General features: G+C 60.4%; 14 protein-coding genes. 9 read left to right on the forward strand and 5 right to left on the reverse strand.

Annotation, left to right across the window (positions count from 1 at the left end; genetic code table 11):
• Nucleotides 1–13: 13 nt before the first annotated feature.
• Nucleotides 14–2,068 carry a S9 family peptidase gene (locus tag KW838_RS16270; protein WP_218501713.1) on the reverse strand — a complete coding sequence of 685 codons (2,055 nt, stop codon included), beginning with the start codon at nt 2,066–2,068 and terminating at the stop codon, nt 14–16.
• A 203-nt stretch (nt 2,069–2,271) separates the two neighbouring features.
• Between KW838_RS16270 and KW838_RS16275 the strand changes: the two genes are divergently transcribed.
• From KW838_RS16275 to KW838_RS16285, 3 genes are read left to right on the forward strand one after another with little or no spacing between them, the layout of a single operon-like run.
• Entirely contained in the window at nt 2,272–2,769 is a 498-nt protein-coding gene (locus KW838_RS16275; RefSeq protein WP_104450503.1) for an MFS transporter, read from the forward strand.
• A 32-nt stretch (nt 2,770–2,801) separates the two neighbouring features.
• On the forward strand, nt 2,802–3,578 hold the full coding sequence (locus KW838_RS16280; protein WP_218501715.1) for a class II glutamine amidotransferase: 777 nt from the start codon (nt 2,802–2,804) through the stop codon (nt 3,576–3,578).
• Nucleotides 3,579–3,589: 11 nt separating this feature from the next.
• Nucleotides 3,590–4,132, forward strand: a complete 543-nt coding sequence (locus KW838_RS16285) for a DUF2937 family protein (protein WP_007993795.1) — start codon at nt 3,590–3,592, stop codon at nt 4,130–4,132.
• 152 nt (nt 4,133–4,284) lie between these two features.
• On the opposite strand, the gene KW838_RS16290 is transcribed toward KW838_RS16285, so the two are convergent.
• Nucleotides 4,285–5,199: a LysR family transcriptional regulator gene (locus KW838_RS16290; protein ID WP_218501717.1), complete on the reverse strand. Its 915-nt coding sequence runs from the start codon at nt 5,197–5,199 to the stop codon at nt 4,285–4,287.
• Nucleotides 5,200–5,345: 146 nt separating this feature from the next.
• Between KW838_RS16290 and KW838_RS16295 the strand changes: the two genes are divergently transcribed.
• The 4 genes from KW838_RS16295 (at nt 5,346) to KW838_RS16310 (ending at nt 9,082) form a co-directional block, all read left to right on the forward strand.
• Nucleotides 5,346–6,632: an MFS transporter gene (locus KW838_RS16295; protein WP_007972423.1), complete on the forward strand. Its 1,287-nt coding sequence runs from the start codon at nt 5,346–5,348 to the stop codon at nt 6,630–6,632.
• Between the two features lie 73 nt (nt 6,633–6,705).
• On the forward strand, nt 6,706–7,458 hold the full coding sequence (locus tag KW838_RS16300) for a 5-oxoprolinase subunit PxpA (protein ID WP_218501721.1): 753 nt from the start codon (nt 6,706–6,708) through the stop codon (nt 7,456–7,458).
• Nucleotides 7,455–8,159, forward strand: a complete 705-nt coding sequence (locus KW838_RS16305) for an allophanate hydrolase subunit 1 (protein WP_102698967.1) — start codon at nt 7,455–7,457, stop codon at nt 8,157–8,159. Before KW838_RS16300 ends, KW838_RS16305 begins: the two co-directional genes overlap by 4 nt.
• The gene (locus tag KW838_RS16310) at nt 8,156–9,082 is read left to right on the forward strand and encodes a biotin-dependent carboxyltransferase family protein (protein WP_218501722.1); all 927 of its coding nucleotides are present in this window, start codon (nt 8,156–8,158) and stop codon (nt 9,080–9,082) included. The genes KW838_RS16305 and KW838_RS16310 overlap by 4 nt, the downstream gene beginning before the upstream one ends.
• Before the next feature lie 101 nt (nt 9,083–9,183).
• On the opposite strand, the gene KW838_RS16315 is transcribed toward KW838_RS16310, so the two are convergent.
• From KW838_RS16315 to KW838_RS16325, 3 genes are all read right to left on the reverse strand, one after another.
• On the reverse strand, nt 9,184–10,362 hold the full coding sequence (locus KW838_RS16315; protein ID WP_007972429.1) for a VWA domain-containing protein: 1,179 nt from the start codon (nt 10,360–10,362) through the stop codon (nt 9,184–9,186).
• A 12-nt stretch (nt 10,363–10,374) separates the two neighbouring features.
• Nucleotides 10,375–11,220: a MoxR family ATPase gene (locus KW838_RS16320; RefSeq protein ID WP_007972431.1), complete on the reverse strand. Its 846-nt coding sequence runs from the start codon at nt 11,218–11,220 to the stop codon at nt 10,375–10,377.
• A 149-nt stretch (nt 11,221–11,369) separates the two neighbouring features.
• The gene (locus KW838_RS16325) at nt 11,370–12,443 is read right to left on the reverse strand and encodes a DUF748 domain-containing protein (protein ID WP_218501723.1); all 1,074 of its coding nucleotides are present in this window, start codon (nt 12,441–12,443) and stop codon (nt 11,370–11,372) included.
• 130 nt (nt 12,444–12,573) lie between these two features.
• On the opposite strand from KW838_RS16325, the gene cysK reads away from it, so the two are divergent.
• Together cysK and KW838_RS16335 are read left to right on the forward strand one after the other, a co-directional pair.
• A complete protein-coding gene (gene cysK / locus KW838_RS16330; protein ID WP_102698964.1) occupies nt 12,574–13,548 on the forward strand; it encodes a cysteine synthase A in 975 nt (324 codons plus the stop codon).
• Between the two features lie 220 nt (nt 13,549–13,768).
• The gene (locus KW838_RS16335) at nt 13,769–14,707 is read left to right on the forward strand and encodes an aspartyl/asparaginyl beta-hydroxylase domain-containing protein (RefSeq protein WP_218501726.1); all 939 of its coding nucleotides are present in this window, start codon (nt 13,769–13,771) and stop codon (nt 14,705–14,707) included.
• The last annotated feature ends 208 nt before the right edge of the window (nt 14,708–14,915 follow it).

Consider the following 14,915-nt stretch of genomic DNA (forward strand, 5'->3'; position numbering starts at 1 on the left):
CGGCCCAGGTTCCTCAGGCTATACCCAATACCTTGAACAAAAATGCATATTCGAGCGCTACGTCACGCAATCCCTGATACCGACCGCTCATCCCGCCATGCCCGGCACCCAGTTCAGTCTTGAGCAGTAGCGGATTGCTGTCGGTCTTGGTTGCGCGCAGTTTCGCCACCCACTTGGCCGCTTCCCAGTACTGCACACGGCTGTCGTTGTAACCGGCGATCACCAGGGTCGCCGGATAAGCTTGCGCGGTGACGTTTTCGTACGGGGCGTAGGCCTTGATCCGATCATAAACGTCCGGCTCTTCAGGGTTGCCCCATTCGTCGTATTCCGTCACGGTCAATGGCAGATCAGGGTCGAGCATGGTGTTGAGGACGTCGACAAACGGCACTTCGGCGATGGCGGCGCCAAACAGCTGCGGCCGTTGATTGAGCACCGCGCCGATCAGCAAGCCGCCAGCGCTGCCGCCACTGATTGCCAACTGCGGTGCGGTGGTGAAGCCTTGGGCGATCAGGTGTTCGGCGCAGGCGATAAAGTCGCTGAAGGTGTTGTGCTTGTGCTCCTGCTTGCCGGCGCGATACCAGGCTTCCCCCAGTTCGCCGCCGCCCCGCACGTGGGCAATGGCAAACGCCATGCCGCGATCCAGCAGGCTCAGGCGCGCGTGGGAAAACCATGGGTCGAGGCTTTCGCCGTAGGCGCCATAACCGTAGAGGTACAGCGGCACCGGTTTGCCGAGGTCGGTGCGTTTGATCACCAGGCTGATGGGCACTTGTGTGCCGTCCGGCGCCGTGGCCCACAGGCGCTGGCTGATGTAGGCGTCGGCGTCGAACGGGCCGAGCACCGGGGTTTGCTTGAGGACTTTCTGTTCGCCGGTCGCCAGTTCAAGCTGGCGGATTTGCGCCGGACGGTTCAACGCTTCGTAGCGCAGGCGAATCCGCTCGCTTTCGAACTCCAGGCTGTTTTGCACGTGCAGGCTGTAGGCCGCATCCGGCAGTTGTACGCGATAAGGCGCCAGGCCTTGCGGGTGTACTTCAATGACCGGCAGACCGCCAAGCCGCAGGCTGAGGGTCATGGCCCCGGTGTTCAGGCTGATGCCGTCGATCATCACCGTGTCGCTATGGGGGATCAGGTTCTGCCAGTCGGCTTCGGTGGGCGCGGCGCCGGTATCGACGGCCGTGTACAAGGCGAAGTTGATGCCGTCGCGGTTGGTGCGGATGAACCAGGTCCATTGCCCGTCCAGTGCGCCGTGATCCACGTCGTATTCATGATCCTCAACCCGTGGCGCCAGGCAGGTAAACGCCTGCTGGGGCCGGGAGGCATCGAGGACCCAGACTTCGCTGGTGGTCTTGCTGCCCACGGACAGCAGCAGTTGCTGCTCGGAGCTTGAACGGTAGCAATGCATGAAGAAGCGACCGTCGGGCTCATGGAACACTTCTTCGGCCGCCGTACCGTCCAGTCGATAGCGATACAGCTTGTGTGGGCGATGGGTGTCGTCCAGCTCGCCAAAGAACAGCGTCAGGCTGTCGTTGGCCCAGGTCATGCTGCCGTCACAGTCCTGGAACTCCAGCTCGCTGACGCGGCCGTCGGACAATTCCTTCACGAACAGCGTGTAAATCTCGTCGCCACTTGAGTCGATGCTGTAGGCCAGGCGCTGATGGTCCGGGCTGATGCTGAACGCACCCAGGGAAAAGAAGCCGCCGTTGGCCAATTCGTTGGGGTCCAGCAGCAGTTGTTCGCGGCTTTCGTCGAGGGTCAGGCTGTCATCGGCCGGACGCGGGCAGCGGTAGTGCCGGGCATATTCATCGCCTGCGGTGGTGCGGGTGTAGTACAGATACGGTCCCCAGGGCGAGGGCAGGGACAGGTCGGTCTCGAGAATCCGCCCCTTGATCTCCTCGAACAGGGTCTCGCGCAGCCCGGCCTGGTCGGCGGTTTGCGCCTCCTGATAGCTGTTTTCGGCTTTCAGATAGTCGAGCACTGCATCGGTGTCGCGCTCTTGCAGCCAGGCATACGGATCGGAGCCATCAGCCTTGTGGGCAATCGGAGCGTCGTGAATGCTGGCGGGTAGGGGCATGAAGGACTCTCGAGCAGTGTACGGAATTGGGGGTGAATAACCTGTGGGAGCGAGCTTGCTCGCGATGCGGCCGGTTCATTCAACAGCGGTGTTGACTGTCAGTCCGCTATCGCGAGCAAGCTCGCTCCTACAGGGTTCTATGTCTTGATGCAGCCTGACGGGCGAAAAGCCGTTATCATAAGCGCCTCTTTGCCTGCCTTGCCATGGACACCATGACCGAGAACGACTATCTGATCGCTTGGGGCCTCTACGCCTTCGCCGCTTTGGGCTGCCTGTTGGTGTGGATGCGCTTGACCCGCTGGATGTGGCGTTGGCTGCGTGAGCCGCTGCGGCTGCTGATGGTCGTGCTGCTGTTCAGCCCGACCATCATCGACCCGGTCAAGGACAAAGTCGCACCGGCCGTCGCCATTACCGCGCTCGACCTGCTGTTCAAGGTCGGCAACAACGCCTGGCGGGCCATTTCCGATCTGTTCATGTACGGCATGATCGCATTCGGCCTCTATCTGGTGCTGGTAGCGATCCGTTTCCCCATCGAACGCGCCGCCAACGCCCGCAAGGAGCGTGAGGCTGCCACCAAAGCCGCCGTCCGTGCCGAAGAGCCTGAGGATGATCAACCGTTTGGCGGTGCCGGCGATGATCGTTACGGTCGTCCGCCCGTGCCGAGCAATCCTCAGCGGATGCGAGTCGAACCCCGTCTGTAACCTTGCCCCTGCGATTGAGCGAGAGTCCGAGCATGTGTGAGTTATTGGGCATGAGCGCCAATGTCCCGACCGATATCGTGTTCAGCTTTACCGGGCTGATGCAGCGCGGCGGCCGCACCGGCCCGCACCGCGATGGCTGGGGCATTGCCTTCTATGAAGGCCGTGGGCTGCGGCTGTTCCAGGACCCGGCGGCCAGCTGCGAGTCGGAAGTCGCCAACCTGGTGCAGCGCTATCCGATCAAGAGCGAAGTGGTGATCGGGCACATCCGCCAGGCCAACGTCGGCAAGGTCTGCCTGTCCAACACCCATCCATTCGTCCGCGAGTTGTGGGGGCGCAACTGGTGTTTCGCCCATAACGGCCAGTTGGCGGATTTTCAGCCAACGGCCAGTTTCTACCGCCCCGTGGGCGATACCGACAGCGAAGCGGCATTCTGCGATTTGCTCAACCGTGTGCGTGCGGCATTCCCCGAACCGGTCGAGGTCGAAGTGTTGCTGCCGGACCTGGTGGCCGCTTGCGCCGAGTACCGCAGCAAAGGCGTGTTCAACTGCCTGCTCAGCGACGGTGACTGGCTGTTCTGCTATTGCTCGACCAAGCTGGCGCAGATCACCCGTCGTGCACCCTTTGGCCCGGCGCGCCTGAAAGATGTCGACGTGATCGTCGACTTTCAGGCCGAAACCACACCCAACGATGTGGTCACCGTCATCGCCACCGAACCTTTGACCGAAAACGAAACCTGGACCCGTTACGAACCGGGTCAATGGAGCCTGTGGCGACGCGGCGAATGCGTCAGCCAGGGCACGACCGAATAAGGACTCCTTGCATGTTGCTCAGTTATCTACGGCTGGTGTTGTTTGCGGCGGGCCTGTTGATCGGTGTCCAGGTGCCGGGGTTCATCAACGATTACGCCAAACGGGTCGAAGCCCATCTGATCGAGGCGCAAGCCGGGTTGAGCGGCTTCCAGAACACCGCCAATCAGTTCTTCAAGGGCGACATGCAGGCGCTGGTCGCGCATTACCGCGCCAGCGAAGACCCGATCTTTCGCAGCGACGCCGACAGCCTGAGCAACCTGCTGACCCGTCAATTGGCGTTGGATAAACAGTTCCAGGCGATGCAGGGCCCGTGGTACATCCGCTTCCTGCAAGTGGTGCTGGCCGCCGATCCGGACATCCGCAAGGAAACCTGGAACGGCTACAGCTACCAGATCCTGTTGACGCCCGAAGCGATGGTCTGGGGCATGAGTGGCGCCTTGCTGCTGTCGTTCGGGATCGAGTGCCTGTTCCGGCTGATCGACTGGGTGGTGCTGGGCGGCAAGCGTCTGCGCCAGAGTCGGCCGATCGAAGAGCGGGATTTGCGCGGGCTCTGACGGATCCCCTTTGTGGCGAGGGAGCTTGCTCCCGCTCGGCTGCGTAGCAGTCGCAATCATGGTGAATGCGATTTCATCTGAAATACCGAGATACCTGGTTTTAGGGCCGCTTCGCAGCCCAGCGGGAGCAAGCTCCCTCGCCACAGATGCAGTCAGCTGGCCAATACGATGTAGCTTTCACCGACCTGGCGCGCATACCCCTCCAGCACCTGCTGACACAACGCCACAATCTCCTCGACCCACTCCACACCCACCCGCCACGACACCACCACCTGCAAGTCGGGTGGTCGCTGATCGATGTCCAGCAGGGTCAATTCCCCCCGTGCCAGCTCTTCGGCCACCAGCACCGGCGGCAAGGCGCCGATACCGAAGCCGTCGCGCAGCAGCCGGGTAATCGCCGACACCGAGTTCACGCAGTTCAACCGTGGTGCCATCACGCCATTGGCCTGCATCAGGGCCAGCACCTCCTGGTGCGGATGGGAGTTTTTCGAATAGGTGATGATCCGCTCGCCCGCCAGGTCAGCGATGCCCGAGTACTCACGGTTGTAAATGGAATTGCTGGCGACGATCCAGCCCATGGGGTGGCTGGCCAGTTCCAAACTGCGCACGCTTTCCTGGCGCAGCAGGTCGGTTTGCAGGATCACATCGAGAAAGCCTTTTTGCAGCTGATCGCAGAGGTTGAGCGAGGTATCGGCCACCAGCTCGATTTCCACCAGCGGGTAGTGATCGGTCATCTGCGCCACCAACGGGCTGAGCCAGGTATGGATCACCGTGTCCATCACGCCGATGCGTACCCGTCCGGCCTTGCTCGAGCGGGTCTCGATCGACTGCTTGAGTGCCTGCATGGTGTCCAGCATCTGCTCGGCGTAATCGAGCACTTTGAGGCCTTCGGGCGTCAGGCTTACGCCGCGCGAATCACGCAGAAACAGCTTCACCCCGAGCTCGCCTTCAAGCACCGCAATCCGGCTGGAAATCGAAGCCTGAGTGGTGAAGAGCTTGTCGGCGGTCAGGCGGAAACTCTTGAGTCGGGCAACCCAGACAAAGGTCTCGAGAAACTTCAGGTTCATGGGATAAAGATTTCTTATGTCTAAGGCGGGTTTTTATTAGTTGGACGCCGCAGGGGCGCGCGTCCAAAAATCGGCGCATCCGGTTCCCACGATAGGCGTCGTCGGGGCTCAGAACAATACCAATAAAATCAGCGCGGAGATTTGCCATGAGTGCGCCCGACACCCCCGTCATTGCGAAAGCCACGGCTCGCCCGGGACCTTTCGACTGGTATCGCAACATCAATCAGCAGGAACGCCGCACCTTCTGGAGCTGCAAGATCGGCTATGGCCTGGACGGCATGGACACCCAGATGCTCAGCTTCGTGGTGCCGACCCTGATTGCCATGTGGGGCATCACCACCGGCCAGGCCGGGCTGATTCACACCAGCACCCTGATCGCTTCGGCTATCGGTGGCTGGGTCGCAGGGATTCTCTCCGACCGCATCGGCCGTGTGCGCACCCTGCAACTGACTGTGTTGTGGTTTGCCTTCTTCACCTTCCTCTGCGGCTTCGCCCAGAGCTACGAGCAACTGCTGATTGCACGGACCCTGATGGGCTTCGGTTTCGGCGGCGAGTGGACGGCCGGCGCCGTGCTGATCGGCGAAGTCATTCGTGCCAAGGACCGCGGCAAGGCTGTGGGCATGGTGCAATCCGGCTGGGCGCTGGGTTGGGGGTTGACGGCGATCCTGTATGCGCTGCTGTTTTCGGTATTGCCACCGGAAGATGCCTGGCGCGCGCTGTTCATCCTTGGCATCGTGCCGGCGATTTTTGTGATTTTTGTCCGCCGTCTGGTCAAGGACCCGGAAATCTATCGCCAAGCCAAAGCCCGGCAGGAGCCGAGCAACCCGTCGAAGTTCTACGAGATCTTCGCCCCCGGCATGCTGTTCACCACGATTCGCGCTTCGTTGCTGACCACCGGCGCATTGGGCGGCTACTACGCCATCACGTCCTGGCTGCCGACGTTCCTGAAAAACGAACGCGGTTTGAGCGTACTCAATACCAGCGGTTATCTGGCGATGGTGATCGTCGGTTCCTACGTGGGTTATGTCATCAGCGCCTATTTGACCGACATCCTCGGACGCAAGAAGAACTTCATCCTGTTCGCCGTCGGTTCGTTCACCATTGTCTTGCTGTACACGCAAATGCCGGTCAGCAACGGCGTGATGCTGTGGCTGGGCTTTCCGCTGGGCTTCTTCGCCTCGGGGATTTTCAGTGGCATGGGCGCATTCCTGACCGAATTGTTCCCCACGCGCATTCGCGGTTCGGGCCAGGGGTTTTGCTACAACATCGGCCGCGCGCTGGCGGCGTTGTTCCCGCTGCTGATCGGCCTGCTCAGCCAGACCGTACCGCTGAGCGTGGGCATCGGTGCCTTCGCGGCGGTTTCCTACGGTGTGGTGATTCTCGCGGCCCTGAGCCTGCCGGAAACCCGTGGCAAGCAACTCGACGCCCAGTAACTGATAACCTGCGGGACTGTCTTATAGGTATGTCCCGCAGCTGAAAAGAATAAAGCCTACAGGAGTGTTCAGTGTGAGCCGCCTGCTATTGAACTGCGACATCGGCGAGAGTTTCGGCAGCTGGACCATGGGTCTGGACGCCGAAATCATGCCCTTCATCGATTGCGCCAACGTCGCCTGCGGTTTTCACGCCGGCGACCCGAGCATCATGCGCAAGACCGTCAGCCTGGCCCTCAGCCACGGTGTGCAAATCGGCGCGCATCCGGCCTATCAGGATCTGGTGGGCTTCGGCCGCCGCTCCATGGCCTATGCCACCCAGGAGCTGCAAGACATCCTGCATTACCAGATCGGCGCCCTCGACGGCATCTGCCGGGCCCAGGGCGGTCGGGTCAGCTACGTCAAACCCCATGGTGCGATGTACAACGACATGATGGCCAATCCGGCGCAACTGCGCGCCGTTTTGCAAGCGGTGGCGTCCTACGACCGCACGCTGCCATTGATGCTGATGGCGACCCGCGACAACAGCGCGGCCCAACAAATGGGCGATGAATACGGCGTGACGCTGTGGTTCGAGGCCTTCGCCGATCGCGCTTACGACAGCGCCGGCAGGCTGGTCTCGCGACAACTGCCGGGCGCGGTGCATCACGACCCGGAAACAATCATCGAGCAGGCGCTGACCATTGCCCGTGGCGATCAGCTCACCGCCAGCGACGGCAGCGCCCTGCATTTGCAGGCCAACACCCTCTGCGTGCACGGCGACAACGCCAGTTCGGTCGCTGCCGTGCAACGCATCCGTGAAGCCTTGAACCGGCAGAGTGCGTCATGAAGCTGCGGGTGGAAGTGGTGGCGCTGGATTGCCTGATGGTGCGCCTGTTCGATGAAATTGCCGAAAGCAACATGCCGTGGATGCTCGCGGCCAGTGAAAGTCTGCGCATGGCATTTGCCGGGCACCTGATCGATCTGGTGCCGTCTTACACCACATTGATGGTGCATTACGACCTGACTGCATTGAGCCCGAGCCAGGCACGGGAACTGATCGCCCAGGCACTGATCGATCTGTCGCCCAATGCGCGTACTCGCGGTACCTGTCATGTGTTGCCGGTGTGGTACGACTTGAGCGTCGGACCGGAATTGACGCTGTTGTCGCAGCGCAGCGGGTTGGCGGTGGAGGAGGTGATCCGCCGCCACAGTGAGCGTGAATACCAGGTGTTCGCCCTGGGTTTCGCGCCGGGCTTCGCCTTCATGGGGCTGGTGGAGGAAGCGCTCGCTGCGCCGCGTCTGAACACGCCACGCAAGAAAGTCGCGGCCGGCAGTGTCGGCATCGCCGAGCGGCAAACGGCGGCTTACCCGGTGGTGTCGCCGGGCGGCTGGAACCTGATCGGCCGCACGCCGGCCAGATTGTTCGACCGCAACCGTGACGGCTACAGCCTGATGCAACCCGGTGACACCGTACGGTTCGAAGCGGTCGGCCATGCCGAGTTCATTAATCTTGGGGGTGACGATACGCCTCTGGAGGCCCAGGCATGAGTCGGCTGATGATTGAAGCGAGCACGCCACTGTGCCTGTTGCAGGATGCCGGTCGATTCGGCGTGCGGCATCTGGGCGTGACCCAGGGCGGAGCGGCCGATTGGCGTTCGATGTCCTGGGCCAACTGGCTATTGGGCAACGGACTGGATGCACCGGTGATCGAAATCACCCTCGGCGGATTCACCGTCATTGCTGAACAAGACTGCGTGCTGGCCTTGGCCGGAGCGGATCTTGGCGCGCGGGTGGACGGCGAGGCGTTGACCCCGTGGCGCAGTTTCAGGCTGCACAAAGGCCAGCGTTTGCAATTCACTCAGCCGCTGCTCGGAGCCCGGGCTTATCTGGCGGCGCCGGGTGGGTTTGATGCGCCGAGAGTGCTGGGCAGTAGCGCGACGGTGGTCCGGGAGGAACTCGGCGGGCTGGACGGCATGGGTCGAGCGCTGGGGAAAGGGGCGAGCTTGAGCTATTCGGGCAACCCGGTGATGTTGCTGCGCGAATTGAGCGCAGACCAACGACCGGACCTGAACCTTGATGCGCCGTTGGACCTGGTCCTCGGTGCACAGATCGGCGAGTTCAGCGGGCAGAGCCTGTTCGACGCGTTCAACAGCGCATGGCACCTCGACAGCCGTGCCGACCGGATGGGTATTCGCCTGCTGGGTACGGCGCTGCAGTACCAGGGCAAGCCGATGATTTCCGAAGGCATTCCGTTGGGTGCCGTGCAGGTGCCGCCCGACGGGCAGCCGATTGTGTTGCTCAATGATCGGCAGACCATTGGTGGGTATCCGCGTCTGGGGGCGTTGACGCCGTTGGCGCTGGCGCGGCTGGCGCAGTGCCTGCCGGGGGGCTCGGTGAGGTTGCGGCCAGTGGTGCAGGAAGTGGCGCATCGAGAACAGATTCAGTATCTGCGCCGGTTTGTTAGCCCTTAAAAGCTTCGCGAGCAGGCTCGCTCCCACATTGGATCTTTGCCGTACATAAGACCCTGTGGGAGCGAGCCCGCTCGCGATGGCGTCAGACCAGGCAACAAAAACTACTTGGAAAGAAACCGCATCCCTTCTTCCAACCCACGAAGGGTCAACGGATACATCTGGTCATCGATCAGGTCGCGCACGATGTTGGTCGAGGAGGTGTAACTCCAGGTGTCCTTCGGATACGGGTTGATCCAGATGAGCTTCTTGTACTTTTCCTTGAACCGCTGCATCCACACGTAACCGGCTTCTTCGTTCCAGTGCTCGACACTACCGCCCGGCTGGGTGATTTCATAGGGCGCCATGGCGGCGTCGCCGATGAAGATCACTTTGTAGTCGGCGCCGTACTTGTGCAGCAGGTCCATGGTAGAAGTGCGCTCGGAGGTGCGGCGCATGTTGTTCTTCCACACCGATTCATAAATGAAGTTGTGGAAGTAGAAGTACTCCAGGTGCTTGAACTCGGTCTTGCAGGCCGAGAACAATTCCTCGCAAATCTTCACATGGGCGTCCATCGAGCCGCCGATGTCGAACAGCAGCAACAGCTTGACGGTGTTGCGCCGCTCCGGCCGCATCTGGATGTTCAGCAGGCCGGCATCCTTGGCGGTATGGTCGATGGTGCCATCGATGTCCAGCTCTTCCGCCGCGCCCTGGCGAGCGAACTTGCGCAGGCGGCGCAGGGCGACCTTGATGTTGCGCGTGCCCAATTCCACCGAATCGTCGAGGTTCTTGTATTCGCGCTGGTCCCAGACCTTGGCGGCCTTGCCCTGGCGCTTGCCGGCGTCGCCGACCCGGATGCCTTCCGGGTTGAAACCGCCGGAACCGAACGGGCTGGTGCCGCCGGTACCGATCCATTTATTACCGCCGGCGTGACGTTCCTTCTGTTCCTCTAGGCGTTTCTTGAACTCTTCGATCAGCTTGTCCAGGCCGCCGAGGGACTGGATCGCCGCCCGTTCTTCGTCGGTCAGCGAGCGTTCGAATTCCTTGCGCAGCCAGTCTTCGGGGATCAGCGCCTGAAGATGGTCGTCGAGCTTTTCCAGGCCATTGAAGTAGGCACCGAACGCCCGGTCGAACTTGTCGAAATGCTTTTCGTCCTTCACCAGGATCGCCCGGGACAGGTAGTAGAACTCGTCCATGTCGGCGAAGGTCACGCGCTGTTTCAACGCGTTGATCAGGTCCAGCAGCTCGCGTACCGAGACCGGCACCTTGGCTGCGCGCATTTCATTGAACAGGTTGAGCAGCATGGCATCAGCCTCTTAGCGGGTGCCGCGACGGCTCATGAACGCCAGACGCTCAAGCAATTGCACGTCCTGTTCGTTCTTCACCAGGGCGCCGGCCAGTGGCGGGATGGCCTTGGTCGGATCGCGCTCGCGCAGCACCGCTTCGCCGATGTTGTCGGCCATCAGCAGCTTCAGCCAGTCCACCAGCTCGGAGGTCGAAGGCTTCTTCTTCAGGCCCGGCACCTTGCGCACGTCGAAGAACACGTCCAGCGCTTCGCTGACCAGGTCTTTCTTGATGTCCGGGTAGTGCACGTCAACGATCTTTTGCAGGGTGGTGCGGTCGGGGAAAGCGATGTAGTGGAAGAAGCAGCGGCGCAGGAAGGCGTCCGGCAATTCCTTTTCGTTGTTGGAGGTAATGATGATGATCGGACGCTTTTTCGCCTTGATGGTCTCGTCGATCTCGTAAACGTAGAACTCCATCTTGTCGAGTTCTTGCAGCAGGTCGTTGGGGAATTCGATGTCGGCCTTGTCGATTTCGTCGATCAGCAGGATGACCCGCTCGTCGGATTCGAAGGCTTCCCAGAGCTTGCCCTTTTTCAGGTAGTTACGAACGTCGTGGACTTTTTCGTTGCCCAGTTGCGAGTCGCGCAGGCGGCTGACCGCGTCGTACTCGTACAGGCCCTGGTGAGCCTTGGTGGTGGACTTGATGTGCCAGGTGATCAGCTTGGCGCCAAAGGATTCGGCCAGTTGCTCGGCGAGCATGGTCTTGCCGGTGCCCGGTTCGCCCTTGACCAGCAACGGCCGCTCCAGGGTGATGGCGGCGTTGACCGCCAGCTTCAGGTCATCGGTGGCGACGTAGGCCTGGGTGCCTTCGAACTTCATCTGCTAATCCTCGAACGGTAACGCCGACCTGAACGCGGCAGGGCGGGGGGGGCGCAATAAAAGGGTCAGCCCCGACTATAACGCGCTGCCCGGTCGACTGTGAACGCAGACGGCTTATTCAGTCTCTGAATGGGGCGTCACTTAGTGACTTAGCCGGCATCCGGCTTGGGCCGTTCATACCGCGCATTGAACGCCTGGATGAAACCATTGCGTAAAATCTGCAAAAAAGCCTGGAACGCGCTGATATCCTTCTGGTGAACGTTGCCGCTGAGTTCGACCTTTGTCGCAAACTGGTTTTTGCCCTGGTTTTTCAGGACCGTCTCGGTTCCACCGACGAGGGCTTCCCATATCGAGCGGAACAGCCCTTTGTCCTTGTTTTCCACGTCCTGCTGCCAGTTGAACACGTCAACATCGCGCATCAGCGGCTTGATATAGCCGGTCAGTCGGCCCTTGTTGGCCTGGGCTTCGATCACCACGTCGCCATGGCCGGCATTGAAGTCGAACTTGCCGTAGGCCGCGGCGAAGTCGTTCAGGCGCTTGAGTTCGATATCCGTGGTGCGCAAGCGAAACTCGAAGTCTTCGAAATCGCTCAAGGGATCGAAAGTGGCCGTGGTTTCCAGTGGCGCGTGCCCTAGAAGCAAGGCTTTGCCTTCAAAGCGTGCGTCGCGTTTGCCTTTGGTGTCGACCACGTTGGTCAGGTTGAAAATACTGGCATCCACCTTTGTGGCGTTCATGTTCACCGGTGGTTTGGAGTTGAAGTTGCGAAAACTGATCTTGCCGTCGCTGATCCGCACTTCGTTCAGGGTAATGGGCAGCAGCTTGCCCAATTGAGCACGCCAGTCGGTGCCCTGGCCGGTCTGGGAATTTCGCTTGTTGGCCCCGTCGACGAAGTTGACCTCGGGCTTGATGAACTGCACTTGGGCCACCACCGCGTGGTCGTGCCACAGTGAGTGCCAACTCACCGAGAGGTCGATCAATGGCGCGTTGACGAAAGGCACCGGAACCTTGCCATCGACCTTGACGATTTTCAGTCCGTTGATCTTGTAGGCCCCGCGCCACAAGGCCAGGTCCACGTCGGTGATCTGGCCCCGGTAGTCGCCCATGTCCGCCAGCCTCTCATTAAGGTAATCGCGCACCAGATAGGGCAAGGCGATGTGCAACGTTATCAGCAGTACAACGAGGCCGATGAGGGTCCACAGGGGCCAGCTGTATCGACGTTTCATGGTGGTAAATCTCTGGCGATCTAAAGCCATTGACTGCACTGACAGGCGGACGTTCGACCCGACTGGACGCCTGCGGGCAAGAGGGCTTACCTTGATGCCCTATTTCAATGCTGTCGTTAAGGACCCAGCCATGAGCCGCATTTTCGTTGACAACGCCCACTCCATCGGCAACACGCCGCTGGTGCAGATCAATCGCATTGCGCCGCGTGGTGTGACCATTCTGGCCAAGATCGAAGGGCGCAACCCCGGTTACTCGGTCAAGTGCCGGATCGGCGCAAACATGATCTGGGATGCCGAGAGCACTGGCAAACTCAAACCGGGCATGACCATCGTCGAACCCACCTCCGGCAATACCGGTATCGGCCTGGCGTTCGTGGCCGCCGCCCGTGGCTACAAACTGATGCTGACCATGCCGGCGTCCATGAGTATCGAACGCCGCAAGGTGCTCAAGGCACTGGGTGCCGAGCTGGTGTTGACCGAACCGGCCAAGGGCATGAAGGGCGCTATCGAAAAAGCCGGTGAAATTGTTGCCGGCGACCCGTCGCAGTACTTCATGCCGGCGCAGTTCGACAACCCGGCCAACCCGGCCATCCACGAAAAAACCACCGGCCCGGAAATCTGGAACGATACCGACGGCGCGGTCGACGTGCTGGTGGCAGGCGTCGGAACCGGTGGAACCATCACCGGGGTTTCACGGTATATCAAGAATACCCAGGGCAAACCGATTCTCTCGGTGGCGGTGGAGCCGGCAGTGTCGCCGGTGATTACCCAGGCCCTGGCCGGTGAAGAAATCAAGCCGAGCCCGCACAAGATCCAGGGCATTGGTGCCGGATTTGTGCCGAAGAACCTCGATTTGTCGATCGTCGACCGGGTAGAGCTGGTCAGTGACGAAGAATCCAAGGCCATGGCCTTGCGCTTGATGCAGGAAGAAGGAATCTTGTGCGGGATCTCCTGCGGCGCGGCCATGGCAGTGGCCGTGAGATTGGCGGAGACCCCGGAAATGCAGGGCAAGACCATCGTCGTGATCCTGCCGGATTCCGGTGAGCGTTATCTGTCGAGCATGTTGTTCAGTGATCTGTTTACCGAGCAGGAGAATCAGCAGTAAACGCTGAACATTGGCGGATCGTGGCTGTTGGCGGTTGATGATGGATTCGCATCAGCCGCCGTTCAGGTGCCGCATGTTAAGAAGTGCTTTGTTGCACATTCGTTAACATTGAATGTTGAAAAGTGCAGGTTTTTCACCGGTTCGGCAGTGTTTATCATGCCGCAAACCACGTCGGGCAATGGGCGTGGCGCAAAGTCGCTTATCTTCAAAGGAGTTGTTGATGACCTTTTCGTTTGCCGCGAAAGCCTCGTTGTTGTTTTTGTTTCTGGGCAGCACCCTGTATGTGCACTTGCGCGGTAAGGCGCGTCTGCCGGTTTTGCGCCAGTTCGTTAACCATTCGGCACTGTTCGCCCCCTATAACGCCTTGATGTACCTGTTTTCCGGTGTGCCTTCCAAACCGTATCTGGATCGCAGCAAGTTTCCCGAACTGGATGTGCTCAAGGACAACTGGGAAGTGATTCGCGACGAAGCGATGCACTTGTTCGACGAGGGGTATATCCGCGCGGCGGCAAAGAACAACGACGCCGGTTTTGGCTCGTTCTTCAAGAAGGGCTGGAAGCGTTTCTATCTCAAGTGGTACGACAAACCGCTGCCTTCTGCCGAAGTCCTGTGTCCGAGAACCGTGGCATTGGTCAGCAGCATTCCCAACGTCAAGGGCGCAATGTTTGCGCTGCTGCCGGGCGGCAGCCACCTCAACCCGCATCGCGATCCGTTTGGCGGCTCCCTGCGTTATCACCTGGGGCTGTCCACCCCCAATTCCGATGATTGCCGCATCTTTGTCGACGGTCAGGTTTACGCCTGGCGCGATGGCGAAGACGTGATGTTCGACGAGACCTACGTGCACTGGGTCAAGAATGAAACGCAAAAGACCCGGGTCATCCTGTTCTGCGATATCGAACGTCCGTTGAGCAATCGCTTCATGACCCGCATCAACCGCTGTATCAGCGCCTGGCTAGGTCGCGCCACCGCCCCTCAGAACCTGGAAGACGAACGTGTGGGCGGGATCAACAAGGCCTATGCGTGGAGCAAGAACTCCAGCGATAGATTCAGTGGTGTGGTCAAGCAATGGAAGCGGCGCAATCCCAAGGCCTACCGTGTACTGCGCCCGGTGCTGGCGGTGGTGGTGCTGACGTTGTTGGGGTATTGGTTGTTTGGTTGAGGCCGGATACGGAATAAAAAAACGCTCGTTGTGAGTAATGCCGATCAGTTAAGCCGAGTCCACTGTGGCGAGGGAGCTTGCTCCCGCCGGGCAGCGAAGCGGCCCCAAAAAAATGGGCCTGCTGCGCAGTCCAGCGGGAGCAAGCTCCCTCGCCACAAGTTGATCAGCGCTGGTCGATCCCTTAACTGATCGGCATTACTCGTTGTGA

The organism is Pseudomonas sp. PDM27 (genome assembly GCF_019219205.1).
In the GTDB taxonomy this organism is placed as follows: Bacteria; Pseudomonadota; Gammaproteobacteria; order Pseudomonadales; family Pseudomonadaceae; genus Aquipseudomonas; species Aquipseudomonas laurylsulfatiphila.